We start from the raw sequence: 23,507 nt of genomic DNA on the forward strand, positions 1-23,507 counted from the left end.
GTCACGCCTCCAGCCAGGCCGGGTCGCGCTGCAGCACCGGCAGGAACGGCCTTGTGTCGCCGATCTGCGGCAGCGATTCGAGCAGGCCGCGGGTGTAGGGGTGCCTGGCCTGGCGCAGCTCCGCCGCCCGGCAACTCTCCACCACCCGGCCGGCATACATGATCAGGATGCGGTCGCAGAAGCTGGCGACCAGGTTCAGGTCGTGGCTGATGAAGATCAGCCCCATGCCGCGCTGGGTCACCAGGTCGTCGATGATCGCCAGCACCTGCATCTGCACGGTGACGTCCAGCGCCGAGGTCGGCTCGTCCGCGATCAGCAGGTCCGGGTCGGGGATCAGCATCATCGCGATCATGATGCGCTGGCCCATGCCGCCCGAGACCTCGTGCGGGTACAGGCTCCACACCCGCTCCGGATCGCGGATGCGCACCGCCTCGAACATCTCCAGCACCCGGCGCTTGGCCTCGCGGGCCGAGGCGCGCTTGTGGATGCGGTAGGCCTCGGCCACCTGCTCGCCCACCGTGGCGACGGGGTTGAGCGAGAATTTCGGGTCCTGCATCACCATCGAGATGCGGCGGCCGCGGATGGCGCGCATCTGCCGCTCGCTCTGGCGCTGCAGGTCGATGCCGTCGAACACCAGCCGGTCGGCCCGGGCCCGGCCGGGCGGCCCGACCAGCCGCAGGATCGACCGGCCGGTCATCGACTTGCCGGAGCCGCTCTCGCCGACGATCCCCAGCTTCTCGCGGCCCAGGGTGAAGCTCATGCCGCGCACGGCGCGGACCGGGCCCTTGGCCGTGTCGAAGGTGACCGAGAGGTTCTGAACCTCCAGCAGCGGGCCGCTCATGACTGCCCCCCCTGCTTCGGGTCGAGGATGTCGCGCAGCCCGTCGCCGAGCAGGTTGAAGCCCAGGCTGACCACGAAGATGGCGATGCCGGGCATGGTCGCGACCCACCACTGGTCGAGGATGAAGCTGCGGCCCTTGGAGATCATCGCCCCCCATTCCGGCAGCGGCGGCTGGGCGCCGAGGCCGAGGAAGCCGAGGCCCGCCGCGGTCAGGATGATGCCGGCCATGTCGAGCGTGACCCGGACGATCACCGAGGACAGGCACAGCGGCACGATGTGCCGGGCGACGATGCGGGCGCTGGAGGCGCCCTGCAGCCGCACCGCGCTGATGAAGTCGGCGTTGCGGATGGTCAGCGTCTCGGCCCGGGCGATGCGGGCATAGGGCGGCCAGGAGGTGATGGCGATGGCGATGATCGCGTTCTCGATGCCCGGCCCGAGCGCCGCGACGAAGGCCAAAGCCAGGATCAGTTTCGGGAAGGCCAGGAAGATGTCGGTGATGCGCATCAGCACCGCATCGACCCAGCCGCCGAGATAGCCCGAGACGGTGCCGATCAGCAGGCCGACCGGGGCCGCGGTGATCGCCACCAGCACGACGATCAGCAGCGTCAGCCGGGTGCCGTAGATGATGCGGGACCAGATGTCCCGGCCGAGCTCGTCGGTGCCCAGCCAGTGCGCGGCGCTGAAGGGCTGCAGCCGCTCCGCCAGGTTCTGCTCGATCGGCGACTGGTGCGCCAGCAGCGGCGCGATCGCGGCGGCGACCAGCAGCAGCAGGACGATGACGAGCCCGACCATGGCCAGCGGGTTGCGGGCCAGGCCGAGCCACAGCAGGTACAGCCGCCCGAGCCGGGCTTGGCCGCGCGAATGCGGCGTGTCGGACAGGAGCCAGCCGCGCCAGCTGTCGGGGCGTGGGGATGTCAGATCGGTCATCGCGCCCTCGGGTCCAGCACGCGGTACAGCAGGTCGGACAGCATGTTCAGCCCGATATAGACGGCGCCGACGACGATGGTGCCGCCAAGCACCGCGTTCATGTCGGCGTTGAGCAGGGAGTTGGTGATGTACTGGCCCAGGCCCGGCCAGGCGAAGACCGTCTCGGTCAGCACCGCCCCTTCCAGCAGCCCGGCATAGGACAGCGCGACCACGGTCAAGAGCGGCACCCGGATGTTGCGGAAGGCGTGGCGCCAGATCACCGCCCGCTCCGACACGCCCTTGACCCGCGCCGTGGTGACGTATTCCTGGCGCAGTTGGTCCAGCATGAAGGACCGCGTCATCCGGCTGATATAGGCGAGGCTGTAATAGCCCAGCAGCGCCGCCGGCAGGATCAAATGGTCGATCGCGTTCCAGAACACGTCCCATTCGCCGGCCAGCGCGGCGTCGAGCGTGATCACGCCGGTCACGGGATCGACCAGCCCGTCATAGAAGACGTCGAGCCGCCCCGGCCCTCCGACCCAGCTGAGCTTGGCGTAGAACAGCAGCAGGCCGACCAGGCCGAGCCAGAAGATCGGCACCGAATAGCCGATCAGCCCGACCACCCGGACCAGATGATCGGGCCATCGGCCGCGATGGACCGCCGCCAGCACCCCCGCCGGCACCCCGATGACGATGCCGAACAGGACGCCCAGCGTTGCCAGCTCCAGCGTCGCCGGGAACACCCGGCCGATATCCTCCAAGACCGGCCGCGAGGTCAGCACCGAGGTGCCGAGGTCGCCCGACAGCACGTCGCCGGCATAGCGGGCGAACTGGTCCCACAGCGGCTTGTCGAGGCCGAGCTCCAGCCGCGCCTTCTCATAGACGTCGCGCGGCGCCCGGTCGCCGACCACGGCGAGCACGGGGTCGATCGGCACCACCCGGCCGATGAAGAAGGTGACGAGGAGGAGGCCGAAGAAGGTGGTCGCCAGCGAGGCGACCACGCCGGCGATGCGGAGGGCGAGGCCGCGCCGCCGCCGGCGTCGGGCCCCGCCGGGCCGGGCGGAAACCGGCTGGAGGTTGGTGGCGGTCACGGGGTCACGACTTCCTGCCGGTCCAATACTGGTTCCTGTCATAGGTCGCCGACCAGGTGAGGCCTTCCACCGGCTTGCGGCTGGCGATCACCTCGGACAGCTGGAACATGAAGGCGAAGGGCGACGCCTGCTGGTGGCGGCGCTGCAGGTCGGCATAGATCTGCGCCCGCCTGGCGCCGTCGGTCTCGAGCACCGCCTGCTGGGCATCGGCGGTCATGGCCGCATCCTGCCAGCCATTGGCCCAGGCCTGGGTCTTCGAAGCCGTGGCGTCGCTGTTGTCGGCATTGACCGCGAAGGTCCCGGCATTGGAGTCCGGGTCCTCATAGTCCGGTCCCCAGCGGCCGATATAGATCTCGTGCTTGCGGGCACGCTGCTTGGACAGGACCTGCCGGGCGTCACCCGGGATCAGCTCCACCGTCACGCCGGCCCGGGCGAAGCTGGCCTGGATCGCCTGGGCGATGTCGATATAGGGCGACTGGTTGATCACATCCATCGTCGCCTTGAACCCGTCCGGCAGCCCGGCCTGGGCCAGCAGCGCCCTGGCCTTGTCGACGTCGAGCTTGAAGGGCGCGTCGTCGATCGCTCCCAGCATCCCCGCCGGGACCAGGGACTGATGGACGGTGGCGAGGCCATGCATGATGGTGGCGACGATGCCGTCATAGTTGATCAGGTATTTCAGCGCCTGCCGCACCTCCGGCTTGTCGAAGGGCGGGTGCAGGACGTTGAAGCTGACATAGAAGATCGACATCTTCTGCACCGGCTCGAGCGTGATGTCGGCATTGCCCTGCAGCGACTTCAGCTGGTCCGGCGTCAGGTTGCGGGCGACGTCGACATCGCCCTTCTGCAGCAGCAGAAGCCGGCTCGATGAGTCCGGCACATGCCGGATGAAGACGCGGCGGAAACCCGGCTGGCCCTGCCAGTAGTCGTCGTTCCGGTCGAGCGCCAGCAGCTCGTTGGGCTTCCAGGATGCCAGCTTGAACGGGCCGGAGCCGGCGGAATGCGTCTTCAGCCACTCATGGCCGAAATCGCCATTCGCCTCATGCTCCCGGACCAGCTTGCTGTCGACCACGGCGGTGACCGTGGCCGTCAGGCAGTTCAGCACGAAGGTCGGGGCATAGGCCTTGTCGGTTTCGATCACCAGCGTCCGGTCGTCCGGCGCCGTCACCATCCGGTCGACGGTGTCCGGGGTCAGGCCGAGCTGGCCGACGATATAGGCCGGCGCCAGGTTCAGCTTGATCGCGCGCTGCAGCGACCAGGCGGCATCCCGGGCGGTCAGCGGATTGCCGGAGTGGAACTTGACCCCGTCGCGGATCCTGAAGGTGTAGGTCCGGGCGTCGTCGGACACCGTCCAGCTTTCGGCCAGCAGCGGCACCAGCTTGCTGGCGTCGGTGCGGTCGTAGCCGATCAGCCGGTCATAGACCTGGGCCAGATATTCGGTCGAGGAGGCCTCGAAGATCTCGGCCGGGTCGAGCGAGACGAGGTCGTCGATCACCCAGGCCTCGACCAGCGTATCGGGCGGCGTGCCTGCCCTGGCCGCGAGGCCGGAGCAGGCGATCATCGCCGCGAGGACGCCGCAGGCGAACGTCTTCAGCACGGTTGCGGTCCTCGCCGGATGTCAGGACTTCTTGCCGGTCCAGTAGAAGTTGCTGTCGAAGGCCGGGCCCCAGGTGATGCCCTCGACGTTCTTGCGCATGGCCGGCACCTCGGTCTGCTGGAACATCACGGCGAAGGGCGAGATCTCCATGTGCTTGCGCTGCAGGTCCTCATAGATCTTCGCCCGCTTGGCGCCGTCGCGCTCGGTCACCGCGCTCTGCGCCAGCTTGGTCAGATCCGCGTCCTGCCAGCCGTTGCGCCAGGACAGCGTCTTCGACTTGGCGTCGGGACCGTTATCGACATTGATGGCGAAGGTCTCGGCATTCGAGTTCGGGTCCTGATAGTCGGTGCCCCAGCGGCCGATATAGATGTCGTGGTTGCGGGCCCGGTACTTGGTCAGGGTCTGCTTGTTGTCGCCGGGGATGATCTCCACCTGCACGCCGGCCTGGGCGAAGGTGCCCTGGATCGACTGCGCCATGTCCATCGACGGCGAGGCGTTCCAGACGTCGAAAGTGGTCTTGAAGCCGTCCGGCAGCCCGGCCTTGGCCAGGAGCTCCTTGGCCTTGGCGACGTCCAGCTTGAACGGCTGGTCGGAGATCTCGCCCAGCATGCCCTGAGGGATGAAGCTCTGGTGCTTGACGGCGATGCCGCGCATGAAGCTGTTGGCCATGCCGTCATAGTCGATCAGGTATTTCAGCGCCTGCCGCACCTCCGGCTTGTCGAAGGGCGGGTGCAGCGTGTTGAAGCTGATGTACCAGACCGACCCCTTCGGCGCGTTCTCGAGCCTGATGTCGGGGTTGCCGTCGAGCGACTTGAGCTGCTCGGCGCTGAGGTTGCGGGCGACGTCGACATCGCCCTTCTGCAGCAGCAGCAGCTGGGTTGCCGCCTCGGCCACGTGCCGGATGAAGACGCGCCGGAAGGCCGGCTTGCCCTGCCAGTAGTCGTCGTTGCGCTCCAGCACAAGCGACTCGTTCGGCTTCCAGGCGGACAGCTTGAACGGGCCGGACCCGGCGGAATGCGTCTTCAGCCACTCATGGCCGAAATCGCCGTTCGCCTCATGCGCCTTCACCTCCTTGCTGTCGACAACCGAGGCGACGCCCGAGGTCAGGCAGTTCAGCACGAAGGTCGGCGCATAGGCCTTGTCGGTCTTGAACACCAGGGTCCGGTCGTCCGGCGCCGTGACCATCTGGTCGACATTCTCCGCAGTCAGGCCGAACTGGCCGAGGATGAAGGCCGGGGACAGGTTCAGCTTCACCGCGCGTTGCAGCGACCAGGCCGCATCCTGGGCGGTCAGCTTGTTGCCGGAGTGGAACGTCACCCCGTCGCGGATCTTGAAGGTGTAGGTCAGGCCGTCGTCGGAGACGGTCCAGCTCTCGGCCACGCCGGGCAGGATCTTGCTGACGTCCTTGACGTCGTAGCCGATCAGCCGCTCATAGACCTGGGCCTGGTACTCGGCCGCCGAGAACTCGAAGATCTCGGCCGGGTCGAGTGAGATGATGTCGTCGATCTGCCACGCTTCGACCAAGGTGTCCTTCGGCGTCTCCGCCATCGCCGGAAGGCTGGCGCAGGCCAGGATCGTCGCTGCGAGTATGTTGCGGGTGAAACGCTTCAACACGTTTTCCCCTCCCTGTTCGTTATGTCCATGACCACGGAACGAGACCGGACGGCCCGCAGGCCTCCGGGGTCGGCCCATCTTCCGGGCCGTGTCGAACCGGAGTCAAGCCGCAGCCCCGGTCCTCCGGGTAACGTTCCCTGCGCCGGCATCCTGCCATCAAAAAAATTTTGATGGCAGCTAAATTCCGACTAGGCTCGTTGACAACAACGGGGGGCTCATGGCGGGGGACGCGGCAGCAGAGACAGCCGATGCTCGGGCGGCCGTGCCGCATCTCGGCCGGGCGATCCGGGCCCGGCGCCGAGCGCTCGACCTCACCCTCAAGGACCTCGGCCGCCGCGCCGGCCTGTCGGTCGGCTTCCTGTCGCAGCTGGAGCGGGACCTGGCGACGCCGTCGCTGAGCGCCCTGTCGGGCATCGCCGGCGCCCTCGGCGTCCCGCTCGACGCCTTCCTCGCCGCGCCGCGCCCGGCGAGCGGCCTGACCCGCCGCGGCGAGCGTCCGGTCTTCGCCATCGGCGACGCCGATGCCCCGCCCGACCGCATCCGCTACGAGCGGCTGAGCGCCGCCTTCCCCGGCCAGGCGCTGAACGCCGTGCTGGTGCACGTGCCGCCCGGCTATGCGTCGGAGGCGGTGCAGCATGAGGGCGAGGAGATCGCCTTCGTGCTGGAGGGATCGCTGCTGGTCGGCATCGGCGGCGAGAGCATCCGCCTCGACGCCGGCGACAGCCTGCACTACCCGGCCGGCCGGGCGCATCGCTGGAGCAACGCCCATGACGGCTGGACCCGGGTGCTGTGGACCGGGACGGCCCCGATCTTCGACCGATTGCGAGACGAGCCATGACGACATTGACCGACCCGAAGGTGGCCGCTTCCGTCGCGGCGCTGGCCGCCGCCCAGGCGGAGCCGGGCCAGCCGCAGGCGCTGTTCCGCGCCGCCGACGCCGCCTACGGGGCGCTGCTCGGCCACAAGCTGTTCACCATCATGGCGCTCCGGGCGGAGACCGCGGAGGCGGAGCGGGTCTACACCAACGACGCCGCCGCCTACCCGGTCACCGGCCGCAAGCCGATGCAGGAGAACCGCTGGTCGGCCCAGGTGATCGGCCGGCGCGAGGTGTTCCTGGGCCGGACCCTGGCCGAGATCGCCGAGGTGTTCCCGGACCATGAGCTGATCGGCTCGCTGGGCTGCGGCGCGGTGCTGAATTTCCCGGTGGTCTATGACGGCAAGGTGCTGGGCACCGTCAACGTGCTGGACGCCGAGGGCCGCTACGACGAGGCCGCCGCCGAGCGCGGCCGCTGGCTGACCCCGCTGCTGGTGCCGGCCCTGCTCTGACGGAATTCGCGAATAACAACAGGGAGACAGACCATGCGCAGCCTCATATCCGCCCTCCTCGCCACGGCGCTCCTGGCGCCGCTTCCCGCGGTCGCGGCGACGCCGGCCGATGCGCTGGTGGTGGCCAAGAACATCGACGACATCGTCAGCCTGGATCCGGCCCAGGCCTATGAGTTCACCTCCGGCGAGATCGTCACCAACACCTATGACCGGCTGGTACAGTACGAGGCCGAGGACATGCAGAAGCTGGTCGGCGGGCTGGCCGAGAGCTGGGCGGTGTCGGACGACGGCAAGACCCTGATCTTCAAGCTGCGGCCGGGCGTGGCGTTCCAGAGCGGCAATCCGGTGCGGCCGGAGGACGTGGTGTTCTCGCTAGCCCGCACGGTCAAGCTGAACAAGGCGCCGGCCTTCCTGCTGACCCAGCTGGGCTGGACGCCGGAGAACGTCGAGCAGATGGTGCGCAAGACCGGCGAGGCCGAGGTCACGGTCACCGTCAGCGGCGGCTTCGCCCCCAGCTTCGTGCTCAACGTCCTGGCTTCCCGCCCCGCCTCGGTGGTCGACGAGAAGACGGTGATGGAGCACGCCAGGGACGGCGACCTGGGCAATGCCTGGCTGGGCCAGAACTCGGCCGGCACCGGCCCGTTCTCGCTGCGCGCCTACAAGCCGAACGAATCGATCATGCTGCGCGCCAACCCGTCCTATTTCCGCGGCGCGCCGGCGATGAAGTCGGTGATCTACCGCCATGTCGCCGAGCCGGCGACCCAGCGCCTGCTGCTGGAGGCCGGCGATGCCGACCTGGCGCGCGACCTGACGCCGGACCAGGTGGCGGCGCTGGAGGGCAAGGACGGCATCGCCATCGGCACCTACCCGCAGGCGGCGGTGCACTTCTTCGCCCTGAACCAGAAGGTCGAGGCGCTGCGCAGCCCGAAGCTGTGGGAGGCGGTGCGGTACCTGGTCGACTATGACGGCATGACCAAGAGCTTCCTGCGCGGTCAGATGAAGGTGCACCAGGCCTTCTGGCCCGAAGGCTTCCCCGGCGCGGTGAACGACACGCCGTTCAAGCTCGACGTCGCCAAGGCCAAGGCCCTCCTGGCCGAGGCCGGCGTCAAGGACGGGCTGACGATCAAGATGGACGTGATCTCCAGCCCGCCCTTCACCGAGATCGCGCAGTCGCTGCAGTCGACCTTCGCCCAGGCCGGCATCACGCTGGAGCTGGTGCCCGGCACCGGCAGCCAGGTGATCACCAAGTACCGCGCCCGCAACCATGAGGCGGTGCTGCTGTACTGGGGCCCGGATTTCATGGACCCGCATTCCAACGCCGGCGCCTTCGCCTACAACGTGAACAACGCGGACGACGCGCCGCAGAGCACCACCACCTGGCGCAACAGCTGGCTGGTGCCGGAGCTGAGCGCCGAGACCGAGGCGGCGCTGAAGGAGCGCGATGCGGCCAGGCGTGACGCCATGTATGTCGACCTGCAGCGCAAGGTGCAGGAATCCTCGCCGATCGTGATCATGTTCCAGGCGGTCAGCCAGGTGGCGATGGCGAAGTCCGTGCAGGGCTACGCCAACGGAGCGACCACCGACCAGATTTATTATCGCTTGGTGACGAAGAACTGAGAGCCGGCTGCTCTTCACCGTCATGGCGAGCCCCGCAGGGGCGTGGCGATCCAGGGCCGCTCGCACCGGCCCCTGGATCGCCACGTCGCTTCGCTCCTCGCGATGACTGTGGCGGCAGGTGACATCGCCCGAGAGCCATCATATGACGACCATGACTGACCGAACCATCGAGACCGAACGCCTGATCCTCCGCCCGCACCGGGCGGAGGATTTCGACGACCTCGCGGCGATGTGGGCGGATCCGGGGGTGACCCGCTTCATCGGCGGCCGCCCCTCGACTCCCGAGGAAAGCTGGGCGCGGCTGCTGCGCTATGGCGGGCTGTGGGGGCTGCTGGGCTTCGGCTACTGGGCGGTGCGCGACCGCGCCACCGGCCGCTTCGTCGGCGAGGTTGGCTTCGCCGATTTCCGGCGCGGCCTGGGCCCGGATTTCGACGGCGCGCCGGAGGGCGGCTGGATCCTGGCGCCCTGGGCCCAGGGCCGCGGCCTGGCCGGCGAGGCCGTGCGTGCCGCCCTGGCCTGGGCCGACGCCCGCGGCTGGGCCCGCAGCGTCTGCATCATCGACCCGGACAACGCCCCGTCGCTGCGCCTGGCCGGCGCCTGCGGCTATCGCGAGATCGGCCGCATCACCTACAAGGACCATCCGGTGATCCTGCTGGAACGTCCTATGCCGGGCCAACGGATGAGCTAGACTGAGGGCTCCGGCTGGAGGCCAAGATGCCATCGAGCTTCACCGTCAAGCACGCGGCTGGCTACGAGCAGCTCATGGGGCGCTGGAGCCGGAAGCTCGCGCCCCTTCTCATCGAATTCGCGGGCCTGGAGGACGGCGAGCGGGTTCTCGACGTCGGCTGCGGGACGGGCAGCCTGACTTTTGCGCTTCCGCGGGCGGCGGCGGTGCGGGAGGTCGTCGGGATCGACTACTCGCCCGTCTTCGTTGAGGAAGCGACACGCCGCAACAAGGATCCGCGGATCGGCATCCGGCAGGCGGACGCTTGCGCCCTTCCCTTCCCGGACGGCGGCTTCGACCGCGCGCTGTCGCTGCTCGTCCTGCACTTCGTCCCCGACGCGGCGAAGGCGGTCTCGGAGATGCGCCGCGTGGTCCGGCCGGGCGGCGTCGTGGCCGCGGCGGTCTGGGACCATCTCGGAGGGTTGCCGTCGATGCGGATGACGTGGGACACCCTCGCCGCGCAAAGCAGTGCCGCCCGTGAGGCACGCAGCCGATACCTGTTCCAGCCGATGATGCGGCCCGGTGAAATGAGGCAGTGCTTCATCGGGCAGGGGCTGCTGGACGTGCAGGAGACGTCGCTGGCGATCCGCATGGATTATCGGTCGTTCGACGATTATTGGGAACCGATCGCCGCGGGTGAAGGCCCCCTGGGCAAGTTCGTTTCCGCGCTGGGCCAGGCCGACCGCGCCGAGGCCGATGCCGCGGTCAGAGCCGCCTATGAGGGCGGCCAGCCCGACGGCCCCCGGTCCTTCGTCGCGGTCGCGTGGGCCTGCCGCGGTGTCTGCCCGACCTCCTGAGAGACCGTTTGGAAATGCGCTGGCGTGAGTCGGCTGGTGGTGGTTTCGAGAACCGGAGCGCAGCGCACGTTTGGTGCGTGAGCACCGGAAGCTTCGAGTTCGCCGTCAGACGGCCGCGCCAGTAGTATTTCCAAACGGTCTCTGAGAGGCGATCGGCTGCGACGGCCCCCTCGCCGATCAGAACCGGTAGGTCAGGTTCAGCCGCACGCTGCGGCCCGGCTCGGTGTAATAGCGCAGCGGCTGCGTCGGGTCGTCCGGCACGTTCAGCGCGTCGTAGTATTTCCGGTCGAACAGGTTGAACACGCCGGCCTGGATGCGCACGCCGTTCAGCCGCTCCGGCTCCCACCAGCCGGTCACGTCGACGATGGCGTAGCCCGGCGCCTTGAACTGGGTGTCCTCCTCGACCTTGTCGCGCTTCGTCGCCATGGTCACCGAGGCGTCCGCGCCCCAGCTGGCGGCGTCGTAGCCGAGGCCGACGATGGCGCGCAGCGGCGGCACGGAGTTCAGATAGACGTCCGCCCCCTCGTCGCGGCCCACCGCCCAGGCCAGCGACGCCCAGCTGCGCCAGCCGTCGCCGAAGCGCCAATGCGCCGCCGCCTCGATGCCGTAGATCCGCACCCGCGCCCGGTTCTGATAGGCGGTGACGCCGAGCGGGTAGCTGCCGGACGGCACTCCGACGCTTTCGGGGTCGACGTCGACCGCGTCGATGAAGTTGCGGTACCAGTTGTCGAACCAGGTGATCGAGCCGCCGAGATCGTCGTCGCCGAGCCGCGCGCCGATCTCGTAGCCGCTGCTGGTCTCCGGCTTCAGGTCCGGGTTGCCGAGCCGGAGATAGGTGCCGGGGCCGCCGTAGTCGAGATAGAGCTGGTCGGCGGTCGGCGCCTTGAAGCCCTTCGCCCACTGGGCATAGAAGGTCACCTCCTCCAGCGCCTGCCAGGACACCATCACCTTCGGCGACAGCGCGCTGTCGGACGACGATGACGGCAGGTCGCCGGCATTCGGATTATCGCGATAGGCCGCGGTCTCCTGCGGGTTCAGCTCGTACCAGTCGAAACGCAGGCCGGGGGTGATCTTCACCTTGCCGCCGAACATGGCGATCTCGTCCTCGGCGTAGAGGCCGACGGTGTTGCCCTGCACCTCCGGCATGTCGGCCTGGTTGCTGTGCAGGAAGTCGCACAGCCGCGGGCCGAAGATCGCCGGTCGGGTCGTCGTCGGGCAGTTGTCATAGCCGCCGGAATGCTGCTCGACCCCGATGTGGTAGTACTCGCCGCCGAGGGTCAGCCGGTTCGGCAGGCCGGCCAGGTCGACCGACTTCTCGGCCTCGCCGTTCAGGCCCCACAGCGTCTGCTCGATCCGGTTCCGGCGCTCGTAGCGGCCGCTGGGATAGCCGTATTGGAACGGGTCGCCCGGAATGATGCCGGCGCGGGAATCGACGCTGCGCAGCCCGTCATTGCCGTCCAGCCGCTCGGTCTGCAGCCAGTACAGCGTCAGATGCGCCCGGTCGAGCAGCCCGCCCGATTTCGGCGCCGTGTAGTCGTAGTCGATCGAGGCCCGCTTGCGCTCGCTGCGCTCGATGCCGTCGTCATGGCCGATCAGATAGCTCTCGCCGGGCCCCTGGTCGGTCCTGATGTCGATGTTGTCCTGGCGACGGAAATACTCGCCGGTGAAGCTGAGCCTGTGGCCGCCTTCGAAATGATGCGCCAGCTTCACCAGGATGTTCTGCTGGTCGTAGTCGTCCGGGTTCGGCTTGGTGCGGTCGGCGCCATAGCCCCCGACATTGCCGCGATTGTCGAATTCATGGCCGATGCGGAAGCCGCCCTGCAGCATCAGAGTGGTGTCGCTGCCGATGCGGCCGGCGACGGCGGCGCTGCCGCCGACGCTGTCGTCGTCGCCCTGATATCCGAACTTGGCGAGGCCGCCATAGTCGCGGCCATCGAGCAGCAGGTCCTCCGGATCGAAGGTCCGGAGCGCCAGCACGCCGCCGAGCGCGCCCGAGCCGTAGCGGCTGGAATCGGCGCCGCGGATGACCTCGACCCTGGACAGCGAGTCGAAGTCGAAGCTGCGCAGCCCGCCGCGCACGTCGCGGGCGCCGTCGTTCAGATAGGGCAGCCGGATGCCGTCGATCGTGGTCAGCACCCGGTCACCATCCAGGCCGCGGATGTTGATGCTGTCATTGGCGCGGTTGAAGGTCACGCCGGCGTCGACGCGGCGGCCGAGATCGGTCCAGCTGCGCACGAAGCGCTGGTCCAGCTCCTCCCGGTCGGTGCTGTCGGTCCAGGCCGGCTGGTCCTCGGCCGCGGCGCCGGCGACCGGGATCGGCTCCAGCTGCAGCGGCGCCCCGGCCGGCGCCGGCTGGACCGTCCCGGCCGACGGCCCGGCGTCCGGCGCCGATTGCGCGAGGACGGCCCCGCCGCCCAGACCGAATGCGCCCAGCGCCACGCCCAGGCGCAGCGCGCCGCGAACCCTTCCGACCATGCCGACTTCCCCCAACTCCGCGAGAACGAGTCCGGCGGCTGGGGGCAATCCGACCTGGCGAAACCGGGATGGCGGCGCGGCGTCCGGCTGTGCCGACCCCGTGCGACCGGCTGTGAGTTATCCGCGGCAGCGGCGAAACGTCAACAATATTCTGCAAATCATTCTTAATATCATCGAGATCCAGTACGAAACCAGATTCGAAAAGCATCCGCAAGCCTTTCGCCATCATCGGCAACAGAAATCGTCCACAACATTCTCAAGAAAACCCAGCGAAGCGACATCTGCCTGCAACAAACCTCGACTAGGGTCCGGTCCTCATTTCGATCAGCGCATTACCAAACGTCGGAATCCCTTGGATTCATGACGGAGGGTGGCGCTGTCCGTTGTGCATGTCCGGCGACCACTGCCCCGACGCGACCGGAGCGTCGAGTTTCTCTTCGAGGACCCGAGATGACATCCGAAAGCAGGCGCGACTTCCTGAAGATGGCCGGTGCCGCGGCCGGCGGCGCCGCCGCGCTGTCGATGTTCCCGCCGGTGATCCGCCAGGCGCTCGCCATCCCGGCGCACAACGCCACCCGCTCGATCAAGGATGTCGAGCATGTGGTGATCCTGATGCAGGAGAACCGGTCCTTCGACAACTACTTCGGGACCTTCCCGGGCGTCCGCGGCTTCGGCGACCGTTTCACCATCCCGCTGCCGAACGGGCGCAGCGTGTTCCAGCAGTGGAACGGCAACCGGGTGGTGATGCCGTATCACCTGGACGAGCGGCGCGGCAACGCCCAGCGCGTGACCGGCACGCCGCACAGCTGGAACGACGCGCAGGACGCCTGGGCGAACGGCCAGATGAACCAGTGGCCGCTGTTCAAGCAGAACCAGTCGATGGGCTACTACATGGAAGAGGAGGTCCCCTTCCAGTTCGCCCTCGCCAACGCCTTCACCCTCTGCGACGCCTATCACTGCTCGCTGCACGGCGGCACCAACCCGAACCGGCTGTACCACTGGACCGGCACCAACGGCGCGACCGGCGCCGGCGTCGCCGCCGTGGTCAACGAGTGGGACGATTTCGGCCCGTCCAGCCTGGGCTATACCTGGACGACCTATCCCGAGCGGCTGCAGAAGGCTGGGGTCAGCTGGAAGGTCTACCAGAACATCCCGGAGAATTTCGGCGACAACCCGCTGGTCGGCTTCAAGCAGTACCGCCGCGCCAGCGAGGCGGTCGGCAACGGCCCGACCGGCGCGCCCTACGTCCCCTGGACGCAGGCGCAGGACCAGGCCCAGCCGCTGTACAAGGGCGTCGGCAACACCATGCCGCAGAGCGCCCTGACCACCCCGTCCAGCAACCGGCTGGTCGAGTTCCGGGCCGACATCCAGGCCGGCAGGCTGCCGCAGGTTTCCTGGGTGGTGGCGCCGGCGACGTATTCCGAGCATCCCGGCCCGTCCAGCCCGGTGCAGGGCGCCTGGTACATCCAGGAGGTGCTGTCGGCGCTGATCGCCGACCCGGATCTGTGGAGCCGCACCGTCCTGATCGTCAATTTCGACGAGAATGACGGCTTCTTCGACCATGTGCCGCCGCCGGCGGTGCATTCGCTGAACCCCGACGGCAGTCCGGCCGGCGCGTCGACCCTGTCGGACCAGGCGATCGCCTTCGAGCGCTTCAACTACCCGGTGCCGCCCGGCACCACCGGCCAGCCGAAGCCGGACGGGCGTGTCTTCGGCCCGGGCCCGCGCGTGCCCTGCTACATCGTCTCGCCCTGGAGCCGCGGCGGCTGGGTCTGCTCCGAGACCTTCGACCACACCTCGGTGCTGCGCTTCCTGGAACGCCGCTTCGAGGTGCAGGAGCCGAACATCCCGCCCTATCGCCGCGCCGTCTGCGGCGACCTGACCTCGGCCTTCAACTTCCTCAACCCGAACTCCGAGCGGCCGCCGCGGCTGCCGACCCAGACCAAGGCGCAGGCCGACGCCCTGCGCGCGCAGCAGGAGACGCTGCCGCAGGTGCCGGTGCCGTCGGAGACGACCCAGGCGGCGCCGCGACAGGCGCGCGGCGTCCGCCCGTCCCGCGCCCTGCCCTATGAGCTGGCCGTCGACGCCGAGACCGGGGACAACCGGGTGCGGCTGAACTTCGCCAACACCGGCAGGGCCGGCGCCGTGTTCCATGTCTATGACCGGCTGCATCTCGACCGGGTGCCGCGGCGCTATTCGGTCGAGGCCGGCAAGGAGCTGGACGGCGAGTGGAGCACGTCGCCCGACTACGGCAAGTACGATCTGTGGGTGCTGGGGCCGAACGGCTTCCACCGGCACTTCACCGGCACCGTCGTCGCCGGCGGCCGCAAGCCGGTGCCGGAGATCGCGGTCTCCTACGACAAGCGCGCCTGCGGCCTGATCGTCAAGCTGACCAACCGCGGCAACGCGCCTTGCGTGTTCACGCTGAAGGCCAACGCCTACAAGCTGTTCGACCTGCCGTGGCGCCAGCTGGTGCCGCCGCGCGGCCAGTCGACCGCCTATCTGCCGCTGCTGCTGTCGGGCAAGTGGTACGACTTCACCGCGCGGGTCGAAGGCGACGCCCTGTTCACCCGCCGCTTCGCCGGGCGCATGGAGGACGGCCTGCCCAGCGTCTCCGACCCCGCCATGGGCGATGTCGGCCAGGCCTGATGCCTCCCCCGCGCCGGTCTCCGGGCCGGCGCGGGCCCTTTCCCCCTGCGCGACGGACCCAACGTGCCCGCCGCTCAGCGATGGCGATCGGGAGCGGACGGGCTCGGCCGATCTGGATCGTCACGCGTACCCGTAATCCCACGCACCCGCCGTTCCGAGAGCCTTTTGAAAGGCCTCGCGACCTGTGCCGTTGAGCCAGGAACGGAAAGACTGCAGATTCGGGTTGATCTCCCGCAGGGCATCGAGGTTCGCTTTCCCCGTAAGGCGTCCCGCATCGAACAGTTCGGTCAGTTTCGCGAGGAAGGAATTGGCTGACAGGACCTCGTCGGAAAAGCGCGCATAGGTTATGGGACGACCCGCGGCCTCGGTAAACAAGGCCTCCAGCTCTCGACCTGTAACGGTATCGCTTGCGACCTCGATCGTCGCGCCGCCGAAGTGCCCAGAGTCGGCGAAGATCGCCGCGACGAATTTGCCGATATCCTCGACCGCCAGAAGCTGCATCGGCTGGTCTCTCCTGGCGAAGAAATTGAACTGGCCCTGGTCCAGGCCGAAGCCAGGCATCAGCAGCATCTCCATGAAAGCCACCGGCCGGATCACGGTCGCGATGATCGGCAGCGTGCGGATATGGGCCTCGATGCGGGCCTTCGTATCGAAATGCCCCATGCCGGTCGGTTCGTCGCCGACGGCCCCGGAGGAGCTGTAGACGAGGTGCTGGACGGCGCTCTCGACGGCGAGATCGGCAATTGCGATTCCGTAGCGCAACTCTTCTTCGTCGGTCAGCCCGAGATCGGGCCCCTGGCCCGAGCTTGGTTGCACGCTGAAGACGCCGTGGGCGCCCTTCATTCCCTCCCGAATCGATTGGGCACAGGCAAAATCGCCCTGCACCAGTTCGACACCGGCGTCGTTCAGCGCGATCGATTTCGCTGACCGGGGATTGCGCACCAAAGCACGAACCGGCCAGCCCGCCCTGAGAAGCGCGGAAGCGACCGATCCGCCCTGTTGACCAGTGGCGCCGAACACCAGGATCGGCTGCTTGTGATCGGACATGAGATACCCTCGTGTTTGAACAAGGGTTACTCATATATACCACTGTGGAACGGCCGGAAGACGGCACATTTCTCTGCCTCAGGCACAAGGATGGCACCCTTGGACCCGTTGATTCACGGACGACCCTACGAGGAAACCGGCCAGGGCCCCGTGTTCAGGCCCTGCGCCCCCCACAGCGTCCTCGCTCGCCTTGGCGACAAATGGACCATCCTCGTCATGAGCCATCTCGCGGTGACGCCCGGGCATCGACTCCGCTTCTCGAGTCTCAAGGCCGGTATCGAGGGAATTACTCAGCGCATGCTCACGCTCACGCTGCGCAATCTGGAACGTGACGGCCTTCTGGTGCGTCACTACTTCCCGGAAGTGCCGCCGCGCGTCGAGTACGAGCTGACAGAAATGGGCGCGAGCATGCTGCCTGCGCTTGAGGGCTTCACGTCCTGGATCAGGGACAACTGGCCCCGTATCGAGCAATGCCGCCATGCCTATGACGAGGCCCGGCGTTGAAACGGAGCGGCCGTTTCCAGGCTCCGTCTGCAGCCACGCTCGAAGGACCGAGGAGAGTACGAAGCGTCAGATCTTGACGGCCAGGGACTGGAAAACGTCCTCACCACTCGAACGGATCGGTGCTCACCCGCTTGCCCACCAGCATCGCATCGGCGACCAGCCGCAGCGGCGAGCCGTCGACATCGCTGCGGCGGGTGGCGAGCAGTTCGGCGAAATGCGCGTAGATCCGCTCGTACTCCTCGCTCGGCGCCTCGGCCGCGACCGTGCCGCCGACCGACAGGGCGGCGCCGCCCTTGAACAGGCGTGCCGAACGGCCGTCGGCCGTCTCGAGCGTCATGTGCCACTTCTCGTCGCCCTGCTCGCGCCAGTCGAAATCGGCGGTGAGGGCCGGCGCCCCGGGATCGGTGCTGCCGAAGACGAGCTGGGCCGCGATCGGCGTCTGCCGGTTGGCCGGATAGGTCAGCTCGGCGCTGCGGACGAAGGGCACGAACGGCAGGATGCGGGTGAAGATCGACAGCGCGTTGATGCCGGGGTCGAACACGCCGAAGCCGCCCGGCGCCCACACCCAGTCCTGCCCCGGATGCCATTTCCGGACATCCTCGCGCCACTCGATCCGGACCGAGCGCACGCCGCCCGCGGCCAGCAGGTCGCGCGCCGCCTCCACCGCCGGGTTGAAGCGCGAATGCCAGGTGGCGAACAGCACCCGGCCCCGTGCCGCGGCCGTCGCCTCGAGGTCCGCCAGCTCGGTCAGCGTCGCCGCCGGCGGCTTCTCCAGCAGCACGTCCTTGCCGGCCAGGAGCGCCTCGCGGGCCAGGGCGTGGCGCACCTCCGGCGGGGTGTTGACCGCGACGATGCCGATATCCGGCCGGGCGGCGTAGAGCTCGGCCGGGGTGCGATAGCTCGGCACCCCGCCATGGCTGAGGCCGCGGGTGCTGACCACGGCCGCCAGCTCGAAGGCGCCGCTCTTGTCGATCACCGGCAGGTGCTGGTCCTGCGTGATCTTGCCGAGGCCGATGACGGCGATCTTGTGGGTGGCCAAAGTTCTCTCCTCGTCTCAGCGCGTCTTCTCGCCGCCCGCCGCGACGATCACGGCGATGATGATCAGGCCGGTCAGCACCAGCCGCAACCCGGTTCCGGTGCCGAGCGCGTTCAGCATCGTCACCAGCAGGAACAGGAACAGCGACGCGCCCCACAGCCCGGGCAGATTGGCCCGGCCGCCGGCGACGCTGGTGCCGCCGATCACCACCACGGCGATCGAGTTCAGCAGGTAGTCCTTGCCCATGTCGAGCGAGGCGCCGCCGAAATACCCGGCCATCAGCGCCCCGGCCAGCCCGGCGAAGCCGCCGGACAGGGCGTAGGTCAGGAAGCGCGTGCGCTCGACCTTCACCCCGGCCAGATGGGCGGCGCGCGGGTTCTGCCCCACCGCCAGCACCGACCTTCCGTAGATCGTGCGCTGCAGCACCACCGCCATCACCGCGGCCAGGGCGAAGCCGGCCACCGCCATCACCGGCACGCCCAGAACCTGCGCCGTGGTGAAGGCGGCGAAACCGTCGGGCGGCGCGATGCGCAGGCCGCGGCCATAGGCGATGGCGACCGACTGGAACACCAGGCTGGAGGACAGGGTGGCAATGATCGGCGGCATGGCGAAGCCGCGGATCAGCGCCCAGTTGGCGATGCCGACCGCGAGTCCCGTCGCCAGCGCCGCCGCCAGCCCCGGCAGGATCATGCCATCCTGTCCGGCCATGACGATCATGGCGACCGAGCCCGACAGGGCGATGTTGGACGGGATCGACAGGTCGATGTTCCCGGGCCCCATCGCGATCACGAACATCTGGCCGATGGCGACGACGACGAAGAACACGCCGAAGCTGAGCGCGGCGGTCAGCACCTGCCCCGCGCCCTCGCCCGCCGCGACGGCGACGACGGCCAGCCACAGCAGCGCCGCCCCGGCCCAGGACCACAGCCAGGGCCGGTCGGACGTCCAGGTGGAGATCCGGGTCATCGCGGCCGCCTCCGGCTGGTCAGGGCCCTGAGGGCCAGGACGATGATCAGGATCGCGCCCTGGGCGCCGATCTGCCAGTCGGGCGAGATCCGCATGAAGGTGAGCAGCGACCCGGCGAGGGTCAGCACCAGCGCCCCGGTCACAGCCCCGACCGGCGACACCCGGCCGCCGACGAAGTCGCAGCCACCGAGGATCGCGCCCGCGATCGACAGCAGCGTGTAGCGCTGGGCGATGTTGGCGTCGCCCGAGGTGGAGAGGCCCAGCAGCGACAGGCCGGAGAGCAGCCCGAACACCCCGGCCAGGGCATAGAGCCCGACCCGGATCTTGAGCAGCGACCAGCCGGCCCGGGCGATCGCCTTCGGGTTGCCGCCGGCGCCGCGCAGCACGGAGCCCAGGGCCGAGCGCATCAGGAACAGGTGCACCAGCGCGGCCAACGCGACCGCGACCAGGATCGGCAGCGGCACGAAAGGCGGCTTCCAGCTCATCGCTGCGCGCAGCCAGGCCGGGCTGGCGCCGCCCGGCGAGGGCAGCACCAGGATGGCGAGGCCGAGCCAGACGAAGCTCATCCCCAGCGTCACCACCAGCGACGGCACGTTGCGCCAGTGGATCAGCGCGCCGGCCGCGGCATAGGCCAGGACGCCGCCGGCCAGCACGGCGATGCCGAGCAGCGGCGCGTCGACCAGCCAGGTGGCGGCGACGCAGGTGACGAAGCCGACATAGGCGCCGATGCCGAGGTCGAGGTCGTTGACCGTCAGCATGCACATCTGCGCCAGGGTGGCGAACATGATCGGGATCGCCAGGCCGAGCATCAGGTTCAGCCCGAGATAGCTCATCGTCCTCGGGTTGATCAGGAAGATCGGCACCAGGATCGCGACCAGCGAGAGGAAGGGCAGCAGCGCCCGCCAGGTCGAGGCGCGGGTCAGCGGCGCGGTCCAGGATTGCCGCGGGCGGGGCAAGGCGAGGTCTGTCATGAGGCGCGGCGCTCTTCTTCCGCGAAGGAGGCCTGGAGGACGGCGGATTCGGTCAGCTGCGACCGGCTGAGATCGGCGACGATGCGGTTGTTGCGGAACACATAGACGTGGTCGCAGTGCTCCAGCTCCTCCATCTCGGTCGTGTACCAGAGGAAGCTGCGGCCCTGCTGCGCCTGCGCCCGGATCAGGCCGTAGACCTCGTGCTTGGTGCCGACATCGACGCCGCGCATCGGATCGTCCATCAGCACCGTGTCGGCGTCGCAGCCCAGCGCCCGGGCGAACAGCGCCTTCTGCTGGTTGCCGCCGGACAGAGTCAGGATCCCGCCGGACAGGTCCGGGGCGCGGATGCCGATCCGCTCCTTCCACTCCCGCCCCAGCGCCGCCTCGGCGGCGGGGGAGATCAGGCCGCCGCGGCGCAGCGCCGCCAGCGAGCGGATGGTGATGTTGCGCTCGATCGACCACAGCGGGAACACGCCCTCGGTCTGGCGGTCGCCGGCGACGAAGGCGACGCGGCCCCGCACCTCCGCCCCGCCGCGGCGCAGGCCGAAGCGCGAGCCGCCGGCAGCGTCGTAGACCCGCTGCAGCAACCGGCTCTGGCCGTGCCCGGCCAGACCGGCGAGGCCGATGATCTCGCCCTCGCGGGCCACCAGCTCCAGCCCCGCCCCCGGACCCGCCGGTACCCGCACCCGCACCGGCGCCGACCGGTCCGCCTCCGCCCGGACCTCGGCGGCGGCGGAGGCGGCATGGCCCATGGCGGCGACCAGGCCGGGCTTGTCGATCTCGCCGGATTTCCAGGCGCCGACCACGCGGCCGTCGCGCATCACCACGATCCGGCCGGCGGTGGACAGCAGCTCGCCCAGGATGTGGGTGATCAGGATCACCGACAGGCCTTCGGCCACCCGCCGGCGCACATAGTCCAGCAGCTGCCCGGCCGCGACGGCGTCGAGCGAGGAGGTCGGCTCGTCCAGGATGACCAGGTGCAGCGGTGCATCCGTCACGCTGAAGGCGCGGGCGATCTCGACCATCTGGCGCCGGCCGATCGACAGGTCCGCCACCTCGGCCTCCGGCGCGATGCCGTGGCCGGGAAAGATACGGTCGAGCGTGCCGATGATCAGGTCGCCGGCGCGGCGGCGCCAGCCCGGGCCGGTCAGGCCGGGATGGGTGATCCGCGCATTCTCCGCCACCGTCAGGTTGGGGCAGAGCGACAGCTCCTGGAACACGCAGCGGATGCCCAGCGCCTGGGCCGGGCCGATGGCGTAGCGGCCGGTGCGGTCCTCGCCCAGCACGGTCAGCCGCCCCTCGTCCGGCGTCAGGGTGCCGGCCAGGACGTTCATCAGCGTCGACTTGCCGGCGCCGTTGTGCCCGGCCAGGCCGAGGCATTCGCCGGGCGCCACGGCGAGGTCGACCCCGCCCAGCGCCCGCACCGCCCCGAAGCTCTTGGCCACCCCGGCGAAGTCGACGATCGGTGTGGAATTCATGTCCGGATGCTCAGCTTTCCCTCTCCTTGGGGAGAGGGAGGGGCCCGCCGCGTTGGCGGCGGGAGGGTGAGGGTGGCTCGGTGCCGCAATTCGTGCGCAATCATCTCGGCCACTGCTTCGGTTTCCCGGAGAACTTGATGGTTCCAGAAGCGCAGCACGGTCACGCCCTGCGCGTTCAGATAGGCCGTGCGGTCGCGGTCCCGCTCCTCGGTGTGCTGGCTGCCATCGACCTCGACGGCCAGCCGGGCCTTCTCGCAATAGAAGTCGAGAACATAGGGGCCGAAGGGATGCTGGCGGCGGAACTTCGCCCCCTCGATCCCCCGCCGGGAAAGCACGAACCACAGCTTCCGCTCCGCATCGGTTCCGTTCTGCCGCAGGCGCCGTGCCCGGCCGACCGAACGGCTCTCCAACTTCCGGTCGCCCGCCGTCCCCCTCACCCTCCCATTCGCCAACGCGAATGGGCCCCTCCCTCTCCCCGAGGAGAGGGAGTTAGCGCAGGGTGGGGGCAGCCGGCGACCGGGCCACATGGGCCTTGGCTCTCGCCTGCTCAGCCCTCCGTCGGCGTCGCCGGCAGCTCCTTGCCCGCGGCGATGGCGTCGATCAGCTTCACCGTCCAATCCTGCGGGTAGGTGGCGTTGGTGACACCGCCCTCCGGCGTGTGCGCCAGCCAGTAGTCGAGCTTCGCCTGCTCCACCACCACGGTCGGCAGGCGCAGGTCCTTCGGCACGTCCTTGCCGGCCAGGATCTGCTGCGCCACCCAGAAGGCGACCTGGGCCGAGCCGGGGGCGATCGACAGGCTCATCGTCTCATAGCCGCTCGCCGTCTGCTCCTTCCACCACTTCAGCTCCTCGTAGCGGTTGCCCATGATGATCAGGGGCACCTTGCGCCCGGCGGCCTGGAAGGCCTGGGCCGCGCCGTAGCCGTCGCCGCCCTGGGTCACCACCGCGTCGATCTCCGGCAGGGTCGGCAGGATGCCCGCGACCTCGCGCTGCGCCACGGTCTGGGTCCAGTCGCCATGCACCGAGCCGGCGATGGAGAAGCCGGAATGGGCCTTCACCCCTTCCTCGATGCCCTTGTGGATCTCGTCGTCGACGAAGACGCCGGCCAGGCCGCGGATCTCCAGCAGCTTGCCGCCCTTCATCCGGGTGGCGAGGTAGTCCATCTGGGCGCGGCCCATGCCCTCGAAGTCGATGGCGATGCGCCAGGCGCAAGGCTCGGTGACGATGCCGTCGAAGGAGACGACGACGATGCCGGCGTCGCAGGCCTCCTTCACCGCGCCGTTGACCGCGGTCGGCGAGGCCGCGTCGATCACGATCGCGTCGTAGCCCTGCAGGATCATGTTCTGGATCTGCGCCGCCTGGTCGGTCGGCGAGTTGTCGGCGGTGGTGAAGGCCGGGGCCTCGGCCACCAGCTTCTTCTCGACCGCGGTCTTGGCCACCTCGTCCCAGCTCTTCAGCATCGCCTGGCGCCAGGAATTGCCGGCGTAGTTGTTGCTGAGCGCGATCTTCTTGCCCGAGGTGTCGCCGGTGGCGACGCCGTCCGCCGCATGGGCCGGAACCGCGGCGACGCCGCACAGGAGCGCCGCCAGCGCCCAGCTTCTCACACCACGCATGGAACCGATCCTCCCGCAATATTCTGTCCGGACTCCTGTCCGGCGGCGGCACTATGAGATTGATCAGACAAATTGACAAGTGTTCGACCGATAGAACAAATGTGCAACCTTGGTCGCGCGGAACCGTCTGATCGGCCGGAGCAAAATTTCCACCTTCGAATAATTTTCATATTCCGAAAAAACAATTCGGAACCCGTTCCTCCGTGACGCCTTTCCGGCGCGGCGGGGGTGCGGATCCCGTTCCCACGGCGATTTCGGCC

20 protein-coding genes are annotated in these 23,507 nt (G+C 68.8%); 7 read left to right on the top strand and 13 right to left on the bottom strand.

Features of this window, described 5'->3' with window-relative positions; translation table 11 throughout:
- Position 1: 1 nt before the first annotated feature.
- From LG391_RS08575 to LG391_RS08595, 5 genes are read right to left on the bottom strand one after another with little or no spacing between them, the layout of a single operon-like run.
- Complete coding sequence (locus LG391_RS08575) at positions 2-841, bottom strand: ABC transporter ATP-binding protein (RefSeq protein WP_225767557.1); 840 nt, start codon at positions 839-841, stop codon at positions 2-4.
- Positions 838-1,767 carry a nickel transporter permease gene (gene nikC / locus LG391_RS08580; protein ID WP_225767558.1) on the bottom strand — a complete coding sequence of 310 codons (930 nt, stop codon included), beginning with the start codon at positions 1,765-1,767 and terminating at the stop codon, positions 838-840. The genes LG391_RS08575 and nikC overlap by 4 nt, the downstream gene beginning before the upstream one ends.
- The gene (locus tag LG391_RS08585) at positions 1,764-2,837 is read right to left on the bottom strand and encodes an ABC transporter permease (protein WP_374200727.1); all 1,074 of its coding nucleotides are present in this window, start codon (positions 2,835-2,837) and stop codon (positions 1,764-1,766) included. Before LG391_RS08585 ends, nikC begins: the two co-directional genes overlap by 4 nt.
- 4 nt (positions 2,838-2,841) lie before the next feature.
- Complete coding sequence (locus LG391_RS08590; protein ID WP_225767559.1) at positions 2,842-4,431, bottom strand: ABC transporter substrate-binding protein; 1,590 nt, start codon at positions 4,429-4,431, stop codon at positions 2,842-2,844.
- Between the two features lie 21 nt (positions 4,432-4,452).
- On the bottom strand, positions 4,453-6,042 hold the full coding sequence (locus LG391_RS08595; RefSeq protein WP_225767560.1) for an ABC transporter substrate-binding protein: 1,590 nt from the start codon (positions 6,040-6,042) through the stop codon (positions 4,453-4,455).
- A 220-nt stretch (positions 6,043-6,262) separates the two neighbouring features.
- On the opposite strand from LG391_RS08595, the gene LG391_RS08600 reads away from it, so the two are divergent.
- The 5 genes from LG391_RS08600 to LG391_RS08620 all read left to right on the top strand — a co-directional run bounded on the left by LG391_RS08600 (position 6,263) and on the right by LG391_RS08620 (position 10,509).
- Positions 6,263-6,883 (top strand): helix-turn-helix domain-containing protein, encoded by a 621-nt coding sequence (locus tag LG391_RS08600; RefSeq protein WP_225767561.1) that lies wholly within the window; start codon positions 6,263-6,265, stop codon positions 6,881-6,883.
- Entirely contained in the window at positions 6,880-7,371 is a 492-nt protein-coding gene (locus LG391_RS08605) for a GAF domain-containing protein (RefSeq protein WP_225767562.1), read from the top strand. Before LG391_RS08600 ends, LG391_RS08605 begins: the two co-directional genes overlap by 4 nt.
- A gap of 33 nt (positions 7,372-7,404) precedes the next feature.
- Positions 7,405-8,988, top strand: coding sequence for an ABC transporter substrate-binding protein (locus LG391_RS08610; RefSeq protein ID WP_225767563.1), 1,584 nt, complete (start codon positions 7,405-7,407; stop codon positions 8,986-8,988).
- A gap of 142 nt (positions 8,989-9,130) precedes the next feature.
- Positions 9,131-9,676 carry a GNAT family N-acetyltransferase gene (locus LG391_RS08615; protein ID WP_225767564.1) on the top strand — a complete coding sequence of 182 codons (546 nt, stop codon included), beginning with the start codon at positions 9,131-9,133 and terminating at the stop codon, positions 9,674-9,676.
- A 26-nt stretch (positions 9,677-9,702) separates the two neighbouring features.
- Complete coding sequence (locus LG391_RS08620; RefSeq protein ID WP_225767565.1) at positions 9,703-10,509, top strand: class I SAM-dependent methyltransferase; 807 nt, start codon at positions 9,703-9,705, stop codon at positions 10,507-10,509.
- A 177-nt stretch (positions 10,510-10,686) separates the two neighbouring features.
- On the opposite strand, the gene LG391_RS08625 is transcribed toward LG391_RS08620, so the two are convergent.
- Positions 10,687-12,984, bottom strand: coding sequence for a TonB-dependent hemoglobin/transferrin/lactoferrin family receptor (locus tag LG391_RS08625; RefSeq protein WP_225767566.1), 2,298 nt, complete (start codon positions 12,982-12,984; stop codon positions 10,687-10,689).
- Positions 12,985-13,434: 450 nt separating this feature from the next.
- Here LG391_RS08625 and LG391_RS08630 point away from each other — a divergent pair, with 450 nt between their 5' ends.
- Positions 13,435-15,633, top strand: a complete 2,199-nt coding sequence (locus LG391_RS08630) for a phosphocholine-specific phospholipase C (protein ID WP_225767567.1) — start codon at positions 13,435-13,437, stop codon at positions 15,631-15,633.
- Positions 15,634-15,753: 120 nt separating this feature from the next.
- Here LG391_RS08630 and LG391_RS08635 read toward each other — a convergent pair whose 3' ends face one another.
- Entirely contained in the window at positions 15,754-16,680 is a 927-nt protein-coding gene (locus LG391_RS08635) for an NmrA/HSCARG family protein (RefSeq protein WP_225767568.1), read from the bottom strand.
- A 99-nt stretch (positions 16,681-16,779) separates the two neighbouring features.
- Between LG391_RS08635 and LG391_RS08640 the strand changes: the two genes are divergently transcribed.
- Positions 16,780-17,184: a helix-turn-helix domain-containing protein gene (locus LG391_RS08640; protein ID WP_225767569.1), complete on the top strand. Its 405-nt coding sequence runs from the start codon at positions 16,780-16,782 to the stop codon at positions 17,182-17,184.
- Positions 17,185-17,284: 100 nt separating this feature from the next.
- On the opposite strand, the gene LG391_RS08645 is transcribed toward LG391_RS08640, so the two are convergent.
- The 6 genes from LG391_RS08645 to LG391_RS08670 all read right to left on the bottom strand — a co-directional run bounded on the left by LG391_RS08645 (position 17,285) and on the right by LG391_RS08670 (position 23,247).
- Positions 17,285-18,223, bottom strand: a complete 939-nt coding sequence (locus LG391_RS08645; RefSeq protein ID WP_225767570.1) for a Gfo/Idh/MocA family protein — start codon at positions 18,221-18,223, stop codon at positions 17,285-17,287.
- 15 nt (positions 18,224-18,238) lie between these two features.
- Entirely contained in the window at positions 18,239-19,186 is a 948-nt protein-coding gene (locus LG391_RS08650; RefSeq protein WP_225767571.1) for an ABC transporter permease, read from the bottom strand.
- Entirely contained in the window at positions 19,183-20,157 is a 975-nt protein-coding gene (locus LG391_RS08655) for an ABC transporter permease (RefSeq protein ID WP_225767572.1), read from the bottom strand. Before LG391_RS08655 ends, LG391_RS08650 begins: the two co-directional genes overlap by 4 nt.
- Positions 20,154-21,635 carry a sugar ABC transporter ATP-binding protein gene (locus LG391_RS08660; protein WP_225767573.1) on the bottom strand — a complete coding sequence of 494 codons (1,482 nt, stop codon included), beginning with the start codon at positions 21,633-21,635 and terminating at the stop codon, positions 20,154-20,156. Before LG391_RS08660 ends, LG391_RS08655 begins: the two co-directional genes overlap by 4 nt.
- Positions 21,632-22,045: an endonuclease domain-containing protein gene (locus tag LG391_RS08665; RefSeq protein WP_225767574.1), complete on the bottom strand. Its 414-nt coding sequence runs from the start codon at positions 22,043-22,045 to the stop codon at positions 21,632-21,634. The genes LG391_RS08660 and LG391_RS08665 overlap by 4 nt, the downstream gene beginning before the upstream one ends.
- Positions 22,046-22,182: 137 nt before the next feature.
- The gene (locus LG391_RS08670) at positions 22,183-23,247 is read right to left on the bottom strand and encodes an ABC transporter substrate-binding protein (RefSeq protein ID WP_225767575.1); all 1,065 of its coding nucleotides are present in this window, start codon (positions 23,245-23,247) and stop codon (positions 22,183-22,185) included.
- Positions 23,248-23,507: the final 260 nt, after the last annotated feature.

It is taken from the genome of Inquilinus sp. Marseille-Q2685, assembly GCF_916619195.1.
Classification (GTDB): Bacteria; Pseudomonadota; Alphaproteobacteria; order DSM-16000; family Inquilinaceae; genus Inquilinus.

Coding starts and splice junctions, on each gene's coding strand:
- LG391_RS08625 (WP_225767566.1), bottom strand. CDS start 12,984: ATGGTCGGAAGGGTTCGCGGCGCGCTGCGCCTGGGCGTGGCGCTGGGC.
- LG391_RS08620 (WP_225767565.1), top strand. CDS start 9,703: ATGCCATCGAGCTTCACCGTCAAGCACGCGGCTGGCTACGAGCAGCTC.
- LG391_RS08600 (WP_225767561.1), top strand. CDS start 6,263: ATGGCGGGGGACGCGGCAGCAGAGACAGCCGATGCTCGGGCGGCCGTG.
- LG391_RS08630 (WP_225767567.1), top strand. CDS start 13,435: ATGACATCCGAAAGCAGGCGCGACTTCCTGAAGATGGCCGGTGCCGCG.
- LG391_RS08660 (WP_225767573.1), bottom strand. CDS start 21,635: ATGAATTCCACACCGATCGTCGACTTCGCCGGGGTGGCCAAGAGCTTC.
- LG391_RS08615 (WP_225767564.1), top strand. CDS start 9,131: ATGACGACCATGACTGACCGAACCATCGAGACCGAACGCCTGATCCTC.
- LG391_RS08610 (WP_225767563.1), top strand. CDS start 7,405: ATGCGCAGCCTCATATCCGCCCTCCTCGCCACGGCGCTCCTGGCGCCG.
- LG391_RS08650 (WP_225767571.1), bottom strand. CDS start 19,186: ATGACCCGGATCTCCACCTGGACGTCCGACCGGCCCTGGCTGTGGTCC.
- LG391_RS08575 (WP_225767557.1), bottom strand. CDS start 841: ATGAGCGGCCCGCTGCTGGAGGTTCAGAACCTCTCGGTCACCTTCGAC.
- LG391_RS08655 (WP_225767572.1), bottom strand. CDS start 20,157: ATGACAGACCTCGCCTTGCCCCGCCCGCGGCAATCCTGGACCGCGCCG.
- LG391_RS08605 (WP_225767562.1), top strand. CDS start 6,880: ATGACGACATTGACCGACCCGAAGGTGGCCGCTTCCGTCGCGGCGCTG.
- nikC (WP_225767558.1), bottom strand. CDS start 1,767: ATGACCGATCTGACATCCCCACGCCCCGACAGCTGGCGCGGCTGGCTC.
- LG391_RS08635 (WP_225767568.1), bottom strand. CDS start 16,680: ATGTCCGATCACAAGCAGCCGATCCTGGTGTTCGGCGCCACTGGTCAA.
- LG391_RS08670 (WP_225767575.1), bottom strand. CDS start 23,247: ATGCGTGGTGTGAGAAGCTGGGCGCTGGCGGCGCTCCTGTGCGGCGTC.